This is a genomic window from Cognatazoarcus halotolerans (genome assembly GCF_009800965.1).
Lineage (GTDB): Bacteria > Pseudomonadota > Gammaproteobacteria > Burkholderiales > Rhodocyclaceae > Cognatazoarcus > Cognatazoarcus halotolerans.
The window spans coordinates 1-20,781 of record NZ_WUAF01000030.1; the positions used below are offsets into that span (position 1 = coordinate 1).

The following is a 20,781-nucleotide window of genomic DNA, read 5'->3' on the forward strand; positions in this document are numbered from 1 at the left end:
TTGTCAATACATCCAGCGAATTATTTTTAACAACCCGCCGCATCCATCAACCCCTCATCGCCCCGCAAAACCCCGCCAAGCAACGAGAGCGGCGAATTATACACACCAAATCTAGACCGTCAACACATTAGGAAAATCATCACTCTTTTAGGAGCGCCGGCAGGCGGCGCGACGCGCATGCGAATTCACAGCAATTGATAGTTCCGGAGGACAAAGTCATTCCCCCGAACCATTAGCGCAATGGGCTTGAGCTTCAAGATGCGGCCATCGAGATTCAGATAAACGATGCCATTCACGGGCAACGCATCAGCCGATCCGGCAAGGCGCACGGTTCGTCCTTGCCGGATCGGATCGCAAAGCAGCACTTCGCTAGCCACACGACCATCGTCCGCGAGAACCACCGTCGGGTCTCTGGCTATCAACTCCACGCCAACAAAAGCCGGACCTTCCGCCGCCTGGGCAATCCGTCGAATCACCCCGACCTGCCACGCGACCCCGTCTTCCATACGCAAGCCGACCAATTCTCCGATTCGGACCCTGCTGCCGTCCTCGACCGGCACAAGGAGCCCCACCCCACCCCTGCTGACATTACACAACATCCATTCGGCCCTCTCGGACCACAATGGCGCGTCACCAACCAAACAGGCACTCAGATTCTCGAGTCCGCATATGCTGCCAAAACGGGCGGAAAGCGCGTGACGTCTGTACCTTCGCATCGGCGGTGTGTCTGACCAAAGCCGGCGCAGGTGAAACAGGGTTGCCAAGACTCTTTCCCTCGCCCGCGGACCGGTCGCGATAGCGGCGGGCACTAACCCTCGCTCTATAACCGACGCAAGCTCATCGAAAACGCCGCCCACCGCAGCCGGCAGGAAATAACGCTGAAACTCACGAGAAGTGAGCCCCGCCGCAACACGACTAGGGGACGCAGGCAATCCGACCTGAAGCCCGAAACACGCCCCCGACGAAGGCTGCGTCGAAATACGGAGCGCGGGCAGGACATAGCGGACAAGCCGGTCGGCAATCTCGATACTATCGGGCGACAGTTGGTCCAAGGATGCGCAGCCCAGAGCAACAGCCCGGATGAACTCTCTCTCGACAGATGTTTGCGTCCCCCTGTCCTTGCGCAACGAAACAAGCATGTTCGACATGCCCGTGCGCTCAGCCTCCAGATACGCTGCTCCCATGAACACCCACAGCTCGTTTTCGACAGGGCCGTAGCGGAGGTAGTCCCACTTCAAGAGATTCGCGCCGGCACGAATGAGACGGGCGAGCAACTCGGCGTGAACCGCCGTTTTTGCTACGCCGTCAGGGGCCCGCGTTCTCAGCGCTTCTAGATACGCACAGGAAAGTGTGTCGAGAAATCCCCTGCCACTACGCCAATCGGCCAACCATTGGGCAGTCCCACCCTGCGGCACTTCAACAAGGCGCTCGAGCAGTCTCCGCACATGGCTCTGGGTGGACTCATCCAGTTTGAAAAGACGCAGAACCGGATTGATGCCCGGCCCTTCCAGCCTTGCAAGACATTCGCACGCCAAACGTTGGGAGAGCCTGACCGCTTCGGCAGGAGACTCGACCGACCGGGCTGTTGCCTTGAGCGGCTGCACGATGCCTCCCGGAGCCGGGGTCACAGAAAAAGCTGGGGAGATTCTTTCCATTTGAGCCCCTGCAATGAGGCAATGCCTCCGCGTTCTTTTAGTTTTTTGTCAGATTATCACAATCGCCTCGCGGCCCGACCTGCCGCTGCGACGACCCAAACAGCCGTTCGTCTGGAGATACCTGGCGTGCAGCCGGAGCCCCGGCGGCACTTTGGCAGTAGAATCCGAGGATTAAAATGAGGCATGCGGTATGCGACAGTATCTTTCCTTGATGTCCCATGTTCTTGAGAACGGACACTACAAGCAAGACCGGACTGGTACGGGAACGCTCTCCGTCTTTGGTTGGCAGATGCGTTTCGATCTGCAACACGGATTCCCATTGTTGACGACCAAGAAACTGCATACGCGGTCGATCATTCACGAGCTACTCTGGTTCATCCGCGGCGAAACAAACATTCGCTACCTGAAGGAAAACGGCGTATCGATCTGGGACGACTGGGCCGACGAGGACGGCGAACTTGGTCCGGTATATGGCAAGCAATGGCGACACTGGGCGACTCCGACCGGGGCCGAGGTCGATCAACTACAGAAACTGGTTGACGGGCTGCGCAGCAATCCCGATTCGCGTCGTCACATCGTCTCGGCCTGGAACCCCGCCGACGTAGACTACATGGCGCTGCCACCTTGTCACGCGCTCTTCCAGCTTTACGTCGCGGACGGTCGTCTCTCGTGCCAACTCTACCAGCGAAGCGCAGACATCTTCCTCGGGGTTCCATTCAATATCGCTTCGTATGCGATGCTGACCATGATGCTTGCTCAGATCTGCAACCTCGAAACCGGCGATTTCGTCTGGACCGGCGGCGACTGCCATCTATACACCAACCATCTCGAGCAGGCCCGATTACAACTAGCGCGTACGCCGCGCCCTCTTCCAAGACTGCGGCTGAATCCCGAGGTCCGAGAAATCGGCGACTTCCGATACGAAGATTTTCTGCTGGAGGGTTACGATCCTCACCCCCACATCGCCGCCCCAGTCGCAGTATGAACGGCAAGACAGAGCTGATCCTCATCTCGGCCATTGGCAAGCGCGGGGTAATCGGCATAGAAAATCGATTGCCGTGGCGCCTCAAAGCCGACCTGCAGCGCTTCAAAAACCTGACTACAGGCTGCCCGGTTATCATGGGGCGCAAAACCTGGGAATCGCTCGGACGTCCGCTCCCCGAACGACACAACATGGTGATCAGTCGCAACCGAAATTATCGAGCGGAAGGCGCACATGTCGTCGCATCGCTTGACGATGCCGTGCGGAAATGTGCAGACGCGCCAAGGATCTTCGTTATCGGAGGTGCGCAGATCTACGCTATGGCACTGCCAATCGCTGATGCGCTGGAACTCACGGAAGTCGATGCCTCGATTCAGGGAGACGCTTTCTTCCCGGAATTTGATCGCAAACAGTACATCGAAATCTTCCGTGAACATCATCAGGCTGATGCTGACAACGATCACACTTTCGACTTCGTGACCTACAGACGAAAGCGGTGACGTCGCCTGGGGAAGGCACCGTCACCGGATAGGTGTTCGCTCCCGTCCCGGCTCAGCCCTGCTTGACGCAATCCACAAAATAATCGATCCGGCCATTCTCTCGCTGGCTCACCAGGCCATGCACATCAGTTTCAAAGCCGGGGAAGCGCAGATTGAACTCGCGGACGAATTGGAGATACCGGACAATCGTGCGATTGAACCGCTCCCCGGGAATCAAAAGGGGAATGCCGGGCGGGTAGGGTGTCACCAACATCGCCGTAACCCGCCCTTCCAGTTCGTCGATGGGCACACGTTCGATCTCCCGATGCGCCATCTTGGCGAATGCGTCCGAAGGCCGCATTGCGGGAACCATGTCCGAGAGATACATCTCGGTGGTGAGCCGAGCGACATCGTTCAGCTTGTAAAAATCGTGGATCTGGACACAAAGATCCTTCAGGCCGATCTTCTCGTAACGCGGATGCTTGGCGATAAATTCCGGCATGACACGCCAGAGCGGCTGATTGCGATCGTAGTCGTCCTTGAACTGCTGCAACTCGGTCACCATAGTGTTCCAGCGACCCTTGGTGATGCCGATGGTGAACATGATGAAGAACGAGTAGAGCCCCGTCTTTTCCACCACGATCCCGTGCTCGGCAAGATACTTTGTCAGGACGCCAGCAGGGATGCCCCAATCGGCGAAATCCCCATCCACGTCAAGGCCCGGCGTGATCACCGTTGCCTTGATCGGATCGAGCATGTTGAAGCCTTCGGCCAACTGGCCGAAACCGTGCCAGCGTTCGCCTGCCCTCAAGGTCCAGTCTTCGCGCAGGGCCATGCCGTCCTCGGAGAGGTAGTCCGGCCCCCACACCTTGAACCACCAGTCGGCGCTGCCAAATTCCTCGTCGACCTTGCGCATCGCCCGACGGAAATCGAGTGCTTCGCTGACCGACTCCTCGACCAGCGCCGTGCCCGCCGGCGCCTCCATCATCGCCGCGGCGACATCACAACTGGCGATGATGGCGTACTGCGGAGAAGTCGAGGTATGCATCAGATACGCCTCGTTGAAGCTGTGATAGTCCAGCGCCCGCGTTTTGGAATCCTGCACCAATACCTGCGAAGCCTGTGACAGGCCCGCCAGAAGCTTGTGGGTCGACTGCGTCGCGAACATCATCGAATCCGAGCAGCGAGGGCGATCCGCGCCGATCGCGTGATAGTCCCCGTAGAATTCGTGGAACGCGGCGTGCGGCAACCAGGCTTCGTCGAAATGCAGCGTATCTATGCGGCCGTCGAGCAGTTCCTTGATCTCCTCGACGTTGTACAACACCCCGTCGTAGGTGCTCTGGGTAATGGTGAGCACTCGCGGTTTGGCAGCCTTGTTCTCGATGAACGGGTTGGCGTCGATCTTGCGCTGAATGTTCTCCCACTCGAACTCGCTCTTGGGAATCGGCCCGATGATCCCGAAATGATTGCGCGTAGGCATCAGGAAAACGGGGATCGCCCCGGTCATGATGATCGCGTGCAGGATCGATTTGTGGCAATTCCGATCGACCACCACGGTATCACCGGGCGCGACCGTTGAGTGCCACACGATCTTGTTCGACGTCGACGTGCCATTGGTGACGAAGAACAGATGGTCAGCGTTGAAGATTCGCGCGGCGTTGCGCTCGGACGCGTTCACCGGCCCGGTGTGATCCAGCAATTGACCGAGTTCGTCGACCGCATTGCAGACGTCGGCGCGCAGCATGTTTTCGCCGAAGAACTGGTGGAACATCTGCCCCACAGGGCTCTTCAGAAACGCCACGCCGCCCGAATGGCCAGGGCAGTGCCACGAATATGAGCCATCGGCCGCATAGTGAGTCAAGGCTCGGAAAAACGGCGGGGGCAGGCTGTCGAGGTAAGCCTTGGCCTCGCGCATCACGTATCGGGCGATGAACTCCGGCGTATCCTCGAACATGTGGATGAAACCATGCAGTTCGCGCAACACCTCGTTGGGAATGTGGCGCGAAGTGCGGGTCTCTCCATGCAGGAAGATCGGTATGTCGGCGTTGCGATGCCGGATCTCGTGAACGAAATCCTTCAGGTCTGCAACCGCCTTGGTTGCGGCATCCGGGGATGAAAACTCTTCATCGTCGATCGAAAGGATGAACGCAGAACCTCTGCTCTGCTGCTGGGCGAATGAAGTCAGATCACCGTAGCTGGTAACCCCCAGCACCTCCATGCCCTCATCCTCGATGGCTTTTGCCAACGCTCTGATGCCGAGGCCCGAGGTATTTTCCGAACGGAAATCCTCGTCGATGATGATGATGGGAAAGTGAAACCGCATGCCAGGCTCCATCGGGGGCCCGGCCCCCGCGACAGTCAATCCAAAAGACAACGGGCCGACATGAATCGCATGCGGCCCGGCGTGAGTGTAAACGTCCTGCGTGACAGATCCGCTATATCTTGGGCAAGGTTACACCCGTCTGCCCGAGATATTTGCCTCCACGATCCCGGTACGACGTCGCACAGACCTCGTCCGATTCGAAGAACAGCATCTGCGCAATGCCCTCGTTGGCATAGATCTTCGCGGGCAGCGGCGTGGTGTTGGAAAACTCCAGCGTCACATGCCCCTCCCATTCGGGCTCCAGCGGCGTCACGTTTACTATGATGCCGCAGCGCGCGTAGGTGCTCTTGCCGAGGCACACGGTCAGGATGCTGCGCGGGATGCGGAAATATTCGACGGTACGGGCGAGTGCGAACGAGTTCGGCGGGATGATGCATACATCACCAACGAAATCCACGAAATTGCGCTCATCGAAGTTCTTGGGATCGACGATCGTCGAATTGATATTGGTGAAGATCTTGAATTCGTTGGCACAACGGACGTCATATCCGTAGCTGGACGTGCCGTAGGAAACGATCTTGCCGGTTTCATTGGCGCGCACCAGATCCGGCGCGAACGGCTCGATCATGCCTTCGTTTTCCGCCATGCGGCGAATCCACTTGTCGGACTTGATGCTCACGTCGCGCCCCCAGCAAATAAACCGCGCATTCTCACAGAAAGCAGCGCCTGCAACAATCACAGCGATATCCAAGCATGACCCCGCTAGTCGCCACCGGCCCCGTCCTTGTCATCGCCATCGGTAGCCACGTCATAAACCGCGCCCCCGACTTTGAAAGGAATCTTCGCGACCTCGATTCCAGCCCCCACCGCGGTACCGGCCACCGTCGCGACAACGCAGCCCTGCAGGGAGATCACAAGTGCGGCCGGCACAACGGCGCGGACAAGGACCGCTAGCCGCATCAGGTGTTCTGCACCACGATGTTGGGGAACTTGTGGGTCATGTCCTTGGATTTCTCGGCGATCCTGATCGCGACCTTGCGGGCGATCTCCTTGTACAGGGCCGCAATGCGCCCGTCGGGATCCTGGCACACGGTCGGCACACCCGAATCGGTCTGTTCTCGGATGCCGAGATCGAGCGGCAGAGCCCCGAGGAATGGCACACCGTAGTCGTCGCACATCTTCTGACCGCCGCCGCTTCCGAAGATATGCTCCTCATGGCCGCATTTCGAGCAGATGTGAATCGACATGTTCTCCACCACGCCGAGGATCGGAATCCCGACCTTCTCGAACATCTTCAACCCCTTGCGCGCATCGAGCAGGGCAATATCCTGCGGCGTGGTAACGACCACGGCCCCGGTCACCGGCACCGCCTGCGAGAGGGTGAGCTGGATGTCGCCGGTGCCCGGCGGCATGTCCACCACAAGATAATCGAGATCGGTCCAGTTGGTTTCGCCCATCAGTTGCTTGAGCGCCTGGGTCGCCATCGGGCCACGCCATACCATCGGCGTTTCCACATCCACCAGAAAACCGATCGACATCACCTGCAGGCCGTGCGCTTCGAGCGGTTGCATGGTCTTGCCGTCGAAGGACTCGGGCTTGTGGTCAGCGATGCCCAGCATCTGCGGCTGCGAGGGGCCGTAGATGTCTGCGTCGAGAATCCCGACCCTGGCCCCTTCGGCAGCCAGTGCGAGCGCGAGATTGACCGCGGTGGTGCTCTTGCCGACCCCGCCCTTTCCGGACGCCACCGCGACGATGTTCTTCACTCCGGGCATGAGTCTGACACCCTGCTGGACCGAATGCGCGACGATGTGGCTGTGAATCTCCAGCGCCAGTTCGGAGATCTGCGGCAACGCGGCGCCCAGCTGCCCGGTGATGATCTTGCGCAGCGCGCCGATCTGGCTACGTGCCGGATAGCCGAGCTCGACGTCAAAGGACACCCGCGTGCCATCCACCTTCAGATTGCGCACGACGCGGGAAGAGATCAGGTCCTTCCCGGTATTGGGATCAACAATCGTCTTCAGCGCTTCCGTTACCTGCTCAACAGCTAGACTCATCTGCCTCTCCATCCTGTGTTCGCCGGGTGCCCAGGCACCCTCCCGCATCCATGATACTCAAGCTTGCGACACGGCTACGCAAAGCGCGGCGAAAAAGCTGCGGTTATCATTCGGGCATCGTCAGGCCGCGTCATCGTCGACGCGGCATCCAGCCAGGGAGTCCCGAACCGATGTCTTTCCGGAACTGCATCGCACTGATGCTGATCCCCATGGTCGCCGCTTGTGCGATCACCTCCACGAAACCTGCGGATCAGGCAGCCGCGAACGCGCCCAACGCCCGGGACCAGGTTCCCGCTCGTGAATCAACCACCCCCGTTGCATACATCGATGCGACCCGCAGCGCCCGGCTCGCAGAGGTCGGGGTGAAGACCATTGCCGCCAGCGATGGATCACAGAGCCTGCGTCTGCCGGGGTCGATGATGTTCGGTTCCGGCAGCACCGAGGTTCGTCACGGCGCCTATCCGGCCCTCGACCGAATCGCCGAAATCCTGATTGCGGAACCCGCCGCCCGGGCGACGATTGAGGGCCATACCGACAGCATCGGCCGCGAACTCTACAATCAGGAGCTGTCCCTGCGGAGAGCCGACGCGGTCCGGCAATATCTGCTCGATCGAGGCATCGCCGCACCGCGCATCGACGCGGAAGGTCGCGGCGAGAGCCGCCCTCTGGAAGACAATGGCACCCCAGAGGGCCGCGAGGCGAATCGGCGGATCGAGATCATCCTGAAGTGAAGCTCGCCACTGATAGAGAGAACGGGCGAATTCGCAGCCCGCGCTTTTGATAGACTTCCTGCTTTTGTCGAAGCTCCCGAACATGCCGCGCAAGATTCTCGTTACCAACGCCCTGCCGTACGCCAACGGCGACATTCATCTCGGTCACCTGGTGGGTTACATCCAGGCCGACATCTGGGTACGCTACCAACGCATGCGCGGCAATACGGTGCACTATGTCTGCGCCGACGACACCCACGGCACGCCGATAATGCTGCGGGCGGAAAAGGAAGGGGTGACACCCGAGGCGCTGATCGCGCGGGTCCATGGCGAGCACCTACGCGATTTCACCGACTTCGGCGTCGCCTTCGACAACTATCATTCCACTCACTCGCCCGAGAACCGCTGGTATGCGGAAGACATCTACGGCAAGCTGCAGGCGGCAAAGCTGATCGACACCCGCTCCATCGAGCAGTACTACGATCCGGTCAAGGAAATGTTCCTGCCCGACCGCTTCATCAAGGGCGAATGCCCGAAGTGCGGTGCGGCCGATCAGTATGGTGACAACTGCGAGGTTTGCGGTGCGGCCTACGCCCCCACCGAGCTCAAGAACCCCTATTCCGCGGTTTCCGGCGCCGCGCCGGTCCTCCGTAACTCGGACCACTACTTCTTCCGCCTCTCGGATGAGAGCGCGGTCGGATTCCTGCGCGAGTGGACCCAGGGCGCCAACCTCGACGGCATTCGCCGCCTGCCAGCCGAAGCCGCCAACAAGATGAAGGAGTGGCTTGGCGAGGCCGGCGAGAACAAGCTCTCGGACTGGGACATCTCGCGCGACGCCCCCTATTTCGGCTTCGAGATTCCCGGCGCTCCCGGAAAATACTTCTACGTCTGGCTGGATGCGCCAATCGGCTATTTCGCGAGCTTCCGAAATCTCGGCGAGCGGAACCCCGCAATCGACGTGGCCGCCTACACCGAAGCCGGGCCGGCTGCCGAGGCGGGCACCGAGATGGTGCACTTCATCGGCAAGGACATCCTCTACTTCCACGCCCTGTTCTGGCCCGCGATGCTCAAGTTCGCCGGCTACCGTACGCCGACCCGGCTGTGCGTGAATGGCTTCCTGACGGTCGATGGCGCCAAGATGTCGAAGAGTCGCGGCACCTTCATCACCGCCCGCTCCTACACCGAGCAGAAGCTCAACCCGGAATGGCTGCGCTACTACTTTGCGGCCAAGTCCAACGGCACCATGGAAGACGTCGACCTCAGCCTCGACGACATGATCGCCAAAGTCAATTCGGACCTGGTCGGCAAGTTCGTCAATATCGCGAGCCGTTGCGCAGGCTTCATCGGCAAGCGCTTCGGCGGATCGCTCGGGACAAGTGACGAGGCGGTGCTCAACGAATACCGTCGCGCCGCGGACGCCGGAGACGTCGCAGCCGCCTACGAGTCTGGCGACTACGGTCGCGCCCTGCGCGAGATCATGCGACTCGCCGACATCGCCAACCAGTACGTCAATGACGAAAAGCCCTGGGAGCTGGCCAAGGCCGACGGCGAGGACGCGCGCCTGCACTGCGTATGCTCCACCGCCATCAACCTCTTCAAGGCGCTGGCCGGCTTCCTCAAGCCGGTGCTCCCCGCACTGGCGGCCGAGGTCGAAGCCTTCCTGCAGATCCCCGCAATGACGTGGGACGACGTGGCAAACCCCTTGCCGGCCGGCCACACCATCAGCACGTACAAGCACCTCATGACCCGCGTCGAGCGCAAGCAGATCGATGCGCTCCTGGAAGCCAACAAGGCTTCGCTGGCGCCGACCGAGGCGAAGGCGGCGACCAAGGCAGCCTCGTCGCAGCAGCGCCACGGCGAACAGCAGGCGCACGTCGCGCAGAGGGAGGCCGCGCAGGCGGCAGGCGGCGAAACCTTGATCGGCATCGAGGACTTCACCAAGGTCGACCTGCGCATCGCCCGTATCGTCAATGCCGAGCACGTTGAAGGCGCCGACAAGCTGATCCGGCTGACCCTTGACATCGGCGAGACCGAGAACGGCGCACCTCGCCACCGCCAGGTATTCGCCGGCATCAAGTCAGCCTACGATCCGGCCACGCTGGTTGGCCGGCACACGGTCATGGTGGCCAACCTCGCCCCGCGCAAGATGAAGTTCGGCCTCTCCGAAGGCATGGTGCTCGCCGCCTCTGACACCAGCGGCGAAGTGCCCGGGCTTTTCATCCTCTCGCCCGATGCCGGCGCGACGGCTGGCATGCGGGTCAAGTGATCGACGTCCGCCATACAGCAACGGGTCGCACTGCGGCCCGTTTTTCGTTGACCACGCGACCGTGCAGCGCAAAAAATAGCGCTTCATTTCTTTCCTCCCAGCCCCGACACGCATGCCCCTGACGCCCAGCAAACGATGGATCGTCCAGCACCGTACCGGACCGGGCAACAGCCTCCCGCGCGGCGTGCATCCCGCGCGCCGCTTCGATCCCGATTGAAGATTTGCGGAGGCATCATGAAGTTCCAGTTTCATCCGAAGTTGCTCGACACCTTGCCGGGTTACGGCAAGACCCAATTCGCCCACGACGTATCGGCCGGACTCACCGTCGGGGTGCTCGCACTGCCCCTGGCAATGGCCTTTGCGATCGCCAGTGGCATGTCACCCACGGCCGGCATCTGGACCTCGATCGTCGCCGGCCTGCTGATATCGCTGCTGGGGGGTTCACGGGTCCAGATCGGCGGCCCCACCGGCGCCTTCATCCCCATCATCTACGCCATCGTGATGGACTACGGTGTCCAGAACCTGCTCATCGCCAGCATGCTGGCGGGCGTCATATTGTTCGCAATGGGCGCCTTCAAGCTCGGCAACATGATCCGTTTCATCCCGCTATCGGTGGTGATCGGCTTCACCAACGGCATCGCGGTCGTCATCTTCATCGCCCAGATCAAGGATTTCCTGGGCCTCTCGATCGCCGATCTGCCGGGCGAATTCTTCGGCAAGATGGCCTCGCTGGCGAGCCACCTCCACACCATCCATCCACCCACCGTGCTGCTTGCCGTGGCCTCGCTAGGCGTACTGCTCGGCTGGAACCGCCTGGCCACCCGGCTCACCTTCCTGCGTCGCGCCCCCGGCCCGCTGGGCGTGCTGGTGGTCGCCACCGCCGCAAATGCCTTCCTGAATCTCCCGGTAGACACCATCGGCAGCCGTTTCGGCGGCATCCCGCAAGAGATCCCGGCCTTTTCATTTCCCGACCTGTCGCTTGGCACGCTTGGCAAACTGATCGCGCCGGCGATCACCATCGCCCTGCTCGGCGCAATCGAATCACTGCTCTCCGCACGGGTGGCCGACAGCCAGATCGACGACCGCCACAACCCCAACCAGGAACTGCTCGCCCAGGGCGTCGCCAACTTCGTCGCACCGCTGTTCGGCGGCTTTGCCGCCACCGGCGCCATCGCCCGCACCGCCACCAACATCCGCTCCGGCGGTCGCACCCCGGTTGCGGGCATGGTCCATGCCCTGGTGCTGCTGGCGGTGGTGCTGGTGCTTGCGCCGCTGGCCAAGTACATCCCGCTCGCCACACTGTCGGCCGTAGTGGTGGTGGTGTCGATCAACATGGGCGAGTGGCACGCCTTCGCGCCGAAGGAACTGGCGCGCTACTCCAACCAGTACCGCACCATCCTGCTCGGCACCTTCTTCATTACCGTGGTGTTCGACCTCACCCTCGCGGTGGAGATCGGCATGGTACTGGCGAGCCTGTTCTTCATCTACCGCATGTCGGACCTCACCCGCATGGAGCGCATCCCGCTCGAGGACTACTACGGCGTCGAAGCCCTCTCCCGGGCCGACGGGACGCCGCGGATCGTCGCCTACCGGATGTACGGTAGCCTGTTCTTCGGCGCCGCCAACAAGCTCGAGAACATGCTGCTGCGGCGCGAAGGAAATCCGGACGTGGTGATCCTGGACATGGACAAGGTCATCAACATCGACACCACCGGCCTCGACATCCTGCAGACCCTGCATCGCGACCTCAAGAAGACCGGTGCTACGCTGATACTCTGCGATCTCAATTCGCAACCGGGCTCGCTGGTGTTCCGCTCGGGCTTCCTGGACAAGCTCGGCGACGAGAACGTTGCCGGCAACATCACCGAGGCCTTGATGCGCGCCCAGCGAATCCCGCCAAAGAACAAGGAGGCAGGGACATGAACGAAGCAGCCTGTTACCGCCTGTCGATCAGCGGCCTGGTGCAGGGCGTGAGCTACCGCGCATCGGCAATCCGCGAAGCACAGCGCATCGGCATCGACGGGTGGGTACGCAATCGTCGGGACGGTACGGTGGAAGCCTTGGCCGTCGGAAGTCGCGAAGCCGTCGAAGCCTTCGTCGACTGGTGCCGTACCGGCCCCCCGGCTGCACGGGTCGACCGGGTCGAGGTGATGGCCGCCGATCTTCCGGAGGCGTCGGGCTTCCGGATGTTGCCGGACGCCTAGAGCTCGGCAGCCGGATTCGTCACCCCCACCCGCCGTATCCGGCCCTGGACGCCCGCTGCGCCAGGGTCATGGGGAGCAGGCTGCCAACCGGCACGGGCCTCACGAATACACGATCTCCACCGCTTCCGGCGCGAGCCATTCGCGCAGGCCTTCGAGCAGCGCGTCTTCCGGCCGCACGGACCACCCCTGGCCGAGCGGCAGATCCGCCTCGGCATCGCCATTACGGTAGCGCACCCGCACCGGACAGCCCCCATCGCGAAAAGGCGTGAGGAGCGACTGCAGACGATCGGCTGCCGCAAGCGGTCCGCCACTCTCGGCGACTTCGCCGTTGAGGCGGATCTGCAGGCCCTTGCCGAAGCGCGCACGCGCCTCGCCAAGCGTCAGCAGGCGCTCAGCGACGACTCTGTAGCCCCCGCTGAAATCGTCGTTGCTGACCTTCGCCTCGGCCACCAGCACCTCGTCCACCACGATCTTTCCGCGCTCCTTGTCGAACAGTTCGGAAAACACCGACAACTCGCGTGGCTGCGACCCGTCGTCGATGGTGACGAAGGCGATCTTGCCACGCGCGGTCATCTTGGCGCGGACCTCCATCACGACACCGGCCAGCAGCACCAGCTCGCGTGAGGGCTCGAGCTTGACGAGCGGCCGCGAGACAAAGCGCCGGACCTCGCTGCGGAAGGCATTGAACGGGTGACCCGACAGAAAGAAGCCGATCGCGATCTTTTCTTCCTTGAGCAGCTCGCGCTCGGTCCACGGACGCACCCTGGCATACTCGGCCATCGGTCCACCCGCATCGGGCAGCATGTCGAAGAGGCCGCCCTGCATGGCGTTGGCGGCGGCCTGCTCGGCGGCCTCCATGGCCACGCCCACCGAGGCCATGAGCTTGGCACGGTCCTTGTCGAGCGCATCGAAGGCGCCGGCTCGAATCAGCGCCTCGAAAACCCGGCGATTCACCGAGCGCCGATCCACCCGGTTGGCGAAATCGAAGAAATCCTTGAACGGCCCGTCCTTCTCGCGAGCCGCGATGATCGCCAGCACCGCCGGCTCGCCGCAGCCCTTGACCGCGCCAAGGCCGTAGCGGATGGTCTTCGGATCGGTCGGCACGAAGCGGTAATGCGAGGCGTTGACGTCCGGCGGCAGCACCTTCACGCCGTTGGCCACGGTGTCTTCGTAGAAGATCTTCACCGTGTCGGTGTTGTCCATGTCGGACGACATGGTGGCCGCCATGAAGGCCGCGCAGTGGTAAGCCTTGAGCCAGGCGGTATGGTAAGTGACCACGGCGTAGGCCGCGGTGTGCGACTTGTTGAAGCCGTACTCCGCGAACTTGGTCATGAGGTCGAAGAGCTGCTCGGCCAGCGCCGGATCGTAGCCCTTCTGCTTCGCCCCCGCGGCGATGGTCTCGCGGTGCTTGGCCATCTCCTCGGGCTTCTTCTTGCCCATCGCGCGGCGCAGCATGTCCGCACCACCAAGCGTGTAACCGCCGATGATCTGCGAGATCTGCATCACCTGTTCCTGGTACACGATCACGCCGTAGGTCGGCTCCAGGCAGGCCTTGAGGTCCGGGTGGAAGTAGTCGATCTCCTGCTGGCCCTTCTTGCGCAGGATGAAGTCGTCCACCATCCCGGAGCCCAACGGGCCCGGACGGTAGAGCGCCAGCACCGCGATGATGTCCTCGAAGCGATCGGGGGCAAGCTTCTTGAGCAGCTTCTTCATGCCCTCCGATTCCACCTGGAAGATCGCGGTGGTATTGGCATCCTTGAGGATCTGGTAGGCCGCGGGGTCCTCGAATCCCAGGCTCATCAGGTCCGGCCGTTCGCCGGTAAGCTGTTCGACGTACTTGAGGGCGAGTTCGATGATGGTGAGGTTGCGCAGCCCGAGGAAGTCGAACTTCACCAGCCCGACCGCCTCGACGTCGTCCTTGTCGAACTGCGACACCGGCGTGGCATCCTCGCCGTCGGCAATGTAGAGCGGACAGAAATCGGTGAGCCTGCCCGGCGCGATCAACACACCCCCCGCGTGCATGCCCACGCCACGGGTCAGGCCCTCCAGCGGCAAGGCCAGCTCCCACAGCTCGGACACCGACTCGCCATCACCCGGGTCGGCCATCATCTCGCCGATCTGCGGCTCCTGCTCGCGCGCCTCGGTGAGGCCGAGCGGCTTGTTCTGCACCACCGGGATCAGCTTGGAGAGCCGATCGCACAGGCCGTATGGCAGGTCCAACACCCGGCCCACGTCGCGCACCACCGCCTTGGAGGCCATGGTGCCGAAGGTGGCGATCTGACTCACCGCGTCGGCGCCGTAGCGCTGGCGCACGTACTCGATGACCTTGTAGCGGTTGTCCTGGCAGAAGTCGATGTCGAAGTCGGGCATCGATACCCGCTCGGGGTTCAGGAAGCGTTCGAACAGCAAGGCGTAGGCCAGTGGATCGAGGTCGGTGATGCGCAGCGAATAGGCCACCAGCGAGCCCGCCCCGGAGCCCCTGCCCGGGCCCACCGGCACGCCGTTCTCCTTGGCCCAGATGATGAAGTCCGCCACGATCAGGAAGTAGCCCGGGAATCCCATCTGGATGATGGTGTCGGTCTCGAACTTGAGGCGGTCCTCGTAACGCTGGCGCTGCGCCTCCCGATCGACGCTGTTCGGATAGAGCTCGGCAAGCCGCTCTTCCAGGCCGCGCTTGGCCTCCGCGATCAGGAAGTCGTCGAGCGTCATGCCATCGGGCGTGGGGAACTGCGGCAGGAAGTTCTTGCCCAGCTGGACGGTGAGCGAACAACGTCGCGCGATCTCGACGGCGTTCTCGAGGGCTTCCGGGATGTCCGCGAACAGCGCGCACATCTCGTCCTGGCTTTTGAAGTACTGCTCTTCGGTGAAATCCTTGGGGCGCCGCTTGTCGGCAAGCACGTAGCCCTGCGAGATGCACACCCGCGCCTCGTGCGCCTTGAAGTCCTCGCGCTGGTTAAACTGCACCGGGTGGGTCGCCACGACGGGCAACGCCAGCCGCGCGGCCAGCAGCAAGGCGTCGCGGACATAGCGCTCGCCGCCGGGCAGGCCGGCGCGCTGCAGTTCGATGTAGTACGCATCCGGAAACAGCCGCGCCCAGTCGCTGGCGAGCTGCTCGGCGAGCGCGATGTTGCCGTTGCCGAGCGCCACCCCGACATCGCCCATCATCGCCCCGGACAGGCAGATCAGGTCGGACACCGCGCCGCCCTCGAACCACTCGCGACGCATCTCCGCGCGACCACGGTGCTTGTTCTCGAGGTAGGCGCGGGTGAGCAGCTCGCACAACTGCCCATAGCCCTTGCGGTTGCGGCAGATCAGCAAGGCCCGGGCGGGCTTGTCGCGCTCCACCTCGTTGGTGATCCAGACATCACAGCCGATGATCGGCTTGACGCCCTTGTTGCGTGCCCCCTTGTAGAACTTGACCATGCCGAACAGGTTCGCAAGGTCGGAAATGCCGAGCGCGGGCATGCCATCCGCAGCCGCGCGCGAGATGGCCTGGTCGACCAGGGAAATACCGTCCGAAATGGAGTATTCGGTGTGCAGACGGAGGTGAACAAAGCGGGGCTGGTGCGGTGCATTCATGGGTCGGAATTCTACCGTGCCGAGACGCACTCGGCAGACTCGGAGAGGGGCAGCCGACATGCGGACCTCGGCGCGCAAGGGTTCGAGTATCCGCACGCCCTGTTCGCCTCACGCAGGCCGACACGCACAATGCGTTAAAAAATCGGCCTGCCCTCTGTCAATCCGGCGATCATCGGGCTAGAGTCCGAAATGACAGGCGCACATGCGCATCAATTGCTCCGGCAGAGGGCAAGCAGCGGTAAAGCGCCCCCACACGAGGTCAGGAATCGGGGGGCGCATTTTGGAGAGAGGCAATGCTGAAGGACCTGCCCTCGGGGTCGTCCAGCGAAACGTCCGCCGTCGACGGACGAGCGGTGCTGCAGGCACTGCCAATGGCGGCCGCGCTGATCGACGATCAGCTGCGCTACATCGACGTGAACCCCGATTTCGCCGCACTCGTGCGATCGGACACGGTTGCGCTGACCGGCAAAGCGGTGGAGGCCGTCCCGCCGATAGATCCCGAGCGGCTCCTGCCGCCACTTCGCGAAAGCCTGACGACCGGCAGGCAGACCCGCGCCAGCGGGCCAGGCTCTGCTGAAGAAAGCCCCCCTGCGGGCGAACTGGAATGTCGCTGTCAGGCGGTGGGTTCGGCGCCGCCGTGCGTGCTCCTCGTCGTGACCCCGGCCACCGGCGATGCCCCGCCCGCGCAGCAGGGCCGTCTCAAGGGCGTTCTCGACAACATATTCGCTTTTGTCGGCGTGCTCGCGCCCGACGGAACCCTGCTCGAAGCCAATCGGGCGCCGCTCGAGGCAGCAGGAATCACCCTCCAGGACGTGCGCGGTCGACGCTTCTGGGACTGCTACTGGTGGACCTTCGACCAGAACGTGCGCGAGCGCATCCAGCAAGCCGTCGAGCGTGCCGCCGAAGGGGCCACGCAGCGCTTCGACATCACCAAGCGCCTGGCGGGCAACACCTTCGTCACCATCGATCTGATGCTCTCGCCGATGCGCGATGACCGGGGCACCATCAGTCATCTGGTCTACAGCGCGATCGACGTGAGCGCCCGCAAGGAAGGCGAAGCAGCCCTGTTGCGGTCCGAACAGCGCTTCAGGCAGGTCGTCGAGTCGGCGCCGGACGGCCTCGCCATGGTCGACATGGCTGGTCGGATGGTACTGGTCAACGCCGGCATGGAGTCCATCTTCGGCTACGCGCGCAGCGAAATGCTGGGCAACGGCATCGAGATGCTGATGCCCGAGCGGCACCGCCCGGCCCACGGCGCCCTGTTCCAAGGCTACATGGGCGCGCCGTCCGCGCGCGACATGGCCGGCCGCAGGGAGCTCTATGCACGACGCAGCGACGGAAGCGAATTCCCCGTCGAGATCGGCCTGAATCCAATACCGACCGAGACCGGCACGATGGTGCTCGCCACGATCCAGGACGTCACCACCCGCAAGGCCGACCGCCGCATGATCGAAAAGGCGCTCGAAGAAAAGACCATCCTGCTGCACGAGATTCACCACCGCGTGAAGAACAACCTGCAGGTCATCTCGAGCCTGCTCAACCTGCAGGCACGCGGTGCCGAGCCCGGCGTCGCGGGCGCTCTGGCGGAGAGCCAGGGCCGCGTCAAGGCGATGGCGCTGATCCATCAGTTGCTCTACGAGCGCAACGATTTCTCGCAGGTAGACCTGTCGGCCTACCTGCGGCGGCTGTGTGCGCTGTTCCAGGAAGGCTACCGGGGCAATCGGGCCAATTTCGCGCTGCGGGTCGACGCCCCGGGCGAGATCTTCCTGAGCCTGCAAAGCGCGGTGCCATGCGGCCTGCTGGTGAACGAGCTCGTCACCAATGCCGTCAAGCACGCGTTCCCGGAGCAGCGCGCCGGCCATATCGATGTCGGGCTCGTCGCCACCGACGACGGACATTGCGTGATCAGCGTGGCGGACGACGGCATCGGCCTGCCTGCCGACGTCATCCCGGGCGTATCGAGCTCGCTCGGCATGCAACTCATCCCGCTGCTGGCGGAACAGGCCAACGGCGAATGGACTGTCCACCGCGAACACGGCACCCGTTTCGAATTGCACATCGCCACAGCCGCAGCGGAGGGAGCATGAACGCCCGAATCATGATCGTTGAAGACGAGCGCATCGTCGCCCTGGACTTGCGCCAGTCCCTGGAGTCCTTCGGCCACGCTGTCGTTTCCGTCGCCTCCAGTGGCGAGCAGGCGATTTCAAAGGCGGGCGAACTCCGCCCCGACCTGATCCTCATGGACATCAATCTCGACGGGCCGATGGACGGTACTGCCGCGGCGCTGGCGATCCAGGACAAGGAGCGCATCCCGGTGATCTTCCTGACCGCCTACGCGGAACAGGCCACGCTCGACCGAGCCGAGGCGAGCTGCCCGTACGGTTACCTGGTCAAGCCGGTGGAGACGCGCGCCCTGCAGGCGGCGGTGCGCATGGCCATCGCCCGCCGCGGAGCCGAGCTCGAAGTGGAAAAGGGCGAGGAGCGACTTCGTCTGGCGGTAGCCGCGGCAGATCTCGGCGTCTGGGAGTGGAATGCCGAGAACGCCTCCTTCGTCGGACAGGGCAGCCTCGAATCGATACTCGGCGAGATTCCGGATTCGCTGGACGGTCACGGCGAGACCTTCCTGAAACACATCGACGTCGATGACAGGAGCGCCATTGCCACCGCCCTGACACGGGGCGGCGCGATCAGCACGACGGTCAAGCTGGTCTGCTCGGCCAATACCGGTCGCAACGGCTGGGTCGATTTTCATGCGCGCACCTACCACGCACCGAACGGCGAGTTGCAGCGGGCGCTCGGTGTGATCCGCGATGTCACCGACCAGCACCAGCGCGAGGAGGAACTGCGCCGCGCCAGCGTGGTGTTCAGCAGCAGCGGCGAGGGCATCCTGATCCTCAACACCGAAGGCCGGGTCATCGCCGCCAATCCGGCTTTCCAGCTCCTCACCGGCTACAGCCCGGAGGAAACCCTGGGTGAGAACCCCGACGAGTTCCTTTATGCAAGACGGCATGCCGACAGTTTCCACGCCAGGCTGACTTCGAGCGACAGTGACCACTGGAGCGGGGAAATGGCCTGCCGACGCAAGGACGGCAGCATCTTTCCGGCCTGGCAGCACCTCTGCGCGGTGCGCGACAAGAAGGGCCGCATCGGCAATTACGTGATCGCCATCTCGGACACCGAAGCACTGCGCAGGGCCGAAGCGCAGATAAGCCACCTGGCCTTTCACGATGCACTCACCGGCCTTGGCAACCGCCACATGCTCGACGACACGCTCGAGAAGGAGATCTCGCGGGCGAAGCAGCAAGGTACCCGGGTTGCCCTGCTGTTCATCGATCTGGACGGATTCAAACTGATCAACGACACCATGGGCCACGCCTCGGGTGATCGGCTGCTGAAGGAAATCGGGACCCGCATCGCGCGGATACTGCGACGCACCGACACCGCGATCCGCCTCGGTGGCGACGAATTCGTGATTGTCATGCCTGAAGTGCTTCGCCTCGAGGACTGTGCCAGCCTCGCCGAGAAACTGCTCTGCGAGATTCGTGGCAGCGTCGACCTCGACCCCGAGCGGGTCAGCGTCTCGGGCAGTATCGGCATCGCCCTCTACCCCGACAATGCCGGCAGCGGCAGCGAGCTCGTCAAGGCTGCGGACAGCGCGATGTATGGTGCCAAGGAACGGGGGCGCAACCGCTTTGCGTTCTATTCGTCGGACATGGCCGAGCGGGCGATGGAGCGGCTGCACATCGAGCAAGGCCTGCTACGTGCAATCTCCAACGAACAACTACTGCTGCAGTACCAGCCAGTGGTGCGGATTGCCGACGGCCGGCTGGTCGGAGTGGAGGCGCTGATCCGCTGGGATGAACCCACCCATGGCCGCATCGGGCCCGACCGCTTCATCCCGGTGGCCGAGGAGTGCGGCCTTATCGAATACATCGGCAGCTGGGTGCTGCGCACCGCTTGCACACAGGGAATGCGCTGGATCCATCGCGGGTTCGGCGAGATTCGGCTGGCGGTCAATGTGTCGGTGCGGCAGATGAACGCTGACGGTTTCTTCACGCTGGTCGAAGAGGTGCTTGCGGAAACCGGCTTCCCCGCCTCGCAACTCGAGCTGGAGATCACCGAGAGCACCCTGCAGCGGGTGGAACACAGCCGCGAATTGCTGACCCGTCTCAAGGGCCTGGGCGTGGGGATCTCGATCGACGACTTCGGGACCGGATTTTCGTCACTGAGTCTGCTCAAGCACCTGCCGCTCGACCGCATCAAGATAGACCGCTCCTTCGTCAAGGACCTGCCCGATGACGTCAACGACGTGGGTATCACCGACGCGATCGTCGCGCTGGCCAGGAGTCTTGGCCTGGAACTCATCGCAGAGGGCGTAGAGACCATCGCGCAGCAGCAGTTCCTGGCCGAGCGGGGTTGCCAGGAAGCGCAGGGCTATCTGTTCGCGAAGCCACTCGATGTCTGTGCGATCGATGCATTGATCGACGCGATCACGCACGGCAGGGCGATCTGAAGCGGAAAGCGGGCAC

At 62.7% G+C, this 20,781-nt stretch carries 14 protein-coding genes; 8 read left to right on the forward strand and 6 right to left on the reverse strand.

The annotated features are described in order from the left end of the window. Window positions 1-185 precede the first annotated feature (185 nt). Window positions 186-1,655, reverse strand: a complete 1,470-nt coding sequence (locus GQB03_RS21585; protein ID WP_159693695.1) for a hypothetical protein — start codon at window positions 1,653-1,655, stop codon at window positions 186-188. A gap of 190 nt (window positions 1,656-1,845) precedes the next feature. Here GQB03_RS21585 and GQB03_RS21590 point away from each other — a divergent pair, with 190 nt between their 5' ends. Together GQB03_RS21590 and GQB03_RS21595 are read left to right on the forward strand one after the other, a co-directional pair. After that, window positions 1,846-2,640: a thymidylate synthase gene (locus GQB03_RS21590; protein WP_159693696.1), complete on the forward strand. Its 795-nt coding sequence runs from the start codon at window positions 1,846-1,848 to the stop codon at window positions 2,638-2,640. Beyond that, entirely contained in the window at window positions 2,637-3,137 is a 501-nt protein-coding gene (locus tag GQB03_RS21595) for a dihydrofolate reductase (protein WP_159693697.1), read from the forward strand. The genes GQB03_RS21590 and GQB03_RS21595 overlap by 4 nt, the downstream gene beginning before the upstream one ends. A gap of 52 nt (window positions 3,138-3,189) precedes the next feature. Here GQB03_RS21595 and GQB03_RS21600 read toward each other — a convergent pair whose 3' ends face one another. The 4 genes from GQB03_RS21600 to apbC form a co-directional block, all read right to left on the reverse strand. Further along, window positions 3,190-5,439 (reverse strand): arginine/lysine/ornithine decarboxylase, encoded by a 2,250-nt coding sequence (locus GQB03_RS21600; RefSeq protein WP_159693698.1) that lies wholly within the window; start codon window positions 5,437-5,439, stop codon window positions 3,190-3,192. Between the two features lie 112 nt (window positions 5,440-5,551). Continuing rightward, window positions 5,552-6,118, reverse strand: coding sequence for a dCTP deaminase (gene dcd, locus GQB03_RS21605; protein ID WP_159693699.1), 567 nt, complete (start codon window positions 6,116-6,118; stop codon window positions 5,552-5,554). Window positions 6,119-6,201: 83 nt separating this feature from the next. Further along, window positions 6,202-6,399, reverse strand: coding sequence for an NF038104 family lipoprotein (locus tag GQB03_RS21610; RefSeq protein ID WP_159693700.1), 198 nt, complete (start codon window positions 6,397-6,399; stop codon window positions 6,202-6,204). Continuing rightward, complete coding sequence (apbC, locus tag GQB03_RS21615) at window positions 6,399-7,493, reverse strand: iron-sulfur cluster carrier protein ApbC (RefSeq protein ID WP_159693701.1); 1,095 nt, start codon at window positions 7,491-7,493, stop codon at window positions 6,399-6,401. Before apbC ends, GQB03_RS21610 begins: the two co-directional genes overlap by 1 nt. A 170-nt stretch (window positions 7,494-7,663) precedes the next feature. On the opposite strand from apbC, the gene GQB03_RS21620 reads away from it, so the two are divergent. From GQB03_RS21620 to GQB03_RS21635, 4 genes are all read left to right on the forward strand, one after another. Further along, on the forward strand, window positions 7,664-8,224 hold the full coding sequence (locus tag GQB03_RS21620; protein ID WP_159693702.1) for an OmpA family protein: 561 nt from the start codon (window positions 7,664-7,666) through the stop codon (window positions 8,222-8,224). Window positions 8,225-8,306: 82 nt separating this feature from the next. After that, entirely contained in the window at window positions 8,307-10,469 is a 2,163-nt protein-coding gene (gene metG / locus GQB03_RS21625) for a methionine--tRNA ligase (protein ID WP_159693703.1), read from the forward strand. Window positions 10,470-10,703: 234 nt separating this feature from the next. Beyond that, the gene (locus tag GQB03_RS21630; protein ID WP_159693704.1) at window positions 10,704-12,392 is read left to right on the forward strand and encodes a SulP family inorganic anion transporter; all 1,689 of its coding nucleotides are present in this window, start codon (window positions 10,704-10,706) and stop codon (window positions 12,390-12,392) included. After that, complete coding sequence (locus GQB03_RS21635) at window positions 12,389-12,673, forward strand: acylphosphatase (RefSeq protein ID WP_159693705.1); 285 nt, start codon at window positions 12,389-12,391, stop codon at window positions 12,671-12,673. The genes GQB03_RS21630 and GQB03_RS21635 overlap by 4 nt, the downstream gene beginning before the upstream one ends. Before the next feature lie 99 nt (window positions 12,674-12,772). Here GQB03_RS21635 and dnaE read toward each other — a convergent pair whose 3' ends face one another. Further along, a complete protein-coding gene (gene dnaE, locus GQB03_RS21640; RefSeq protein ID WP_159693706.1) occupies window positions 12,773-16,252 on the reverse strand; it encodes a DNA polymerase III subunit alpha in 3,480 nt (1,159 codons plus the stop codon). A gap of 293 nt (window positions 16,253-16,545) precedes the next feature. Between dnaE and GQB03_RS21645 the strand changes: the two genes are divergently transcribed. Both GQB03_RS21645 and GQB03_RS21650 read left to right on the forward strand, forming a co-directional pair. Beyond that, entirely contained in the window at window positions 16,546-18,339 is a 1,794-nt protein-coding gene (locus GQB03_RS21645) for a PAS domain-containing sensor histidine kinase (RefSeq protein ID WP_159693707.1), read from the forward strand. Next, window positions 18,336-20,765: a two-component system response regulator gene (locus GQB03_RS21650; RefSeq protein ID WP_159693708.1), complete on the forward strand. Its 2,430-nt coding sequence runs from the start codon at window positions 18,336-18,338 to the stop codon at window positions 20,763-20,765. Before GQB03_RS21645 ends, GQB03_RS21650 begins: the two co-directional genes overlap by 4 nt. The last annotated feature ends 16 nt before the right edge of the window (window positions 20,766-20,781 follow it).

Excerpts from the sequence above, each read along its gene's own strand:
- GQB03_RS21585 (WP_159693695.1), bottom strand. The coding sequence starts at position 1,655 with ATGGAAAGAATCTCCCCAGCTTTTTCTGTGACCCCGGCTCCGGGAGGC.
- GQB03_RS21590 (WP_159693696.1), top strand. The coding sequence starts at position 1,846 with ATGCGACAGTATCTTTCCTTGATGTCCCATGTTCTTGAGAACGGACAC.
- GQB03_RS21595 (WP_159693697.1), top strand. The coding sequence starts at position 2,637 with ATGAACGGCAAGACAGAGCTGATCCTCATCTCGGCCATTGGCAAGCGC.
- GQB03_RS21600 (WP_159693698.1), bottom strand. The coding sequence starts at position 5,439 with ATGCGGTTTCACTTTCCCATCATCATCATCGACGAGGATTTCCGTTCG.
- GQB03_RS21610 (WP_159693700.1), bottom strand. The coding sequence starts at position 6,399 with ATGCGGCTAGCGGTCCTTGTCCGCGCCGTTGTGCCGGCCGCACTTGTG.
- apbC (WP_159693701.1), bottom strand. The coding sequence starts at position 7,493 with ATGAGTCTAGCTGTTGAGCAGGTAACGGAAGCGCTGAAGACGATTGTT.
- GQB03_RS21620 (WP_159693702.1), top strand. The coding sequence starts at position 7,664 with ATGTCTTTCCGGAACTGCATCGCACTGATGCTGATCCCCATGGTCGCC.
- metG (WP_159693703.1), top strand. The coding sequence starts at position 8,307 with ATGCCGCGCAAGATTCTCGTTACCAACGCCCTGCCGTACGCCAACGGC.
- GQB03_RS21630 (WP_159693704.1), top strand. The coding sequence starts at position 10,704 with ATGAAGTTCCAGTTTCATCCGAAGTTGCTCGACACCTTGCCGGGTTAC.
- GQB03_RS21635 (WP_159693705.1), top strand. The coding sequence starts at position 12,389 with ATGAACGAAGCAGCCTGTTACCGCCTGTCGATCAGCGGCCTGGTGCAG.
- dnaE (WP_159693706.1), bottom strand. The coding sequence starts at position 16,252 with ATGAATGCACCGCACCAGCCCCGCTTTGTTCACCTCCGTCTGCACACC.
- GQB03_RS21645 (WP_159693707.1), top strand. The coding sequence starts at position 16,546 with ATGCTGAAGGACCTGCCCTCGGGGTCGTCCAGCGAAACGTCCGCCGTC.
- GQB03_RS21650 (WP_159693708.1), top strand. The coding sequence starts at position 18,336 with ATGAACGCCCGAATCATGATCGTTGAAGACGAGCGCATCGTCGCCCTG.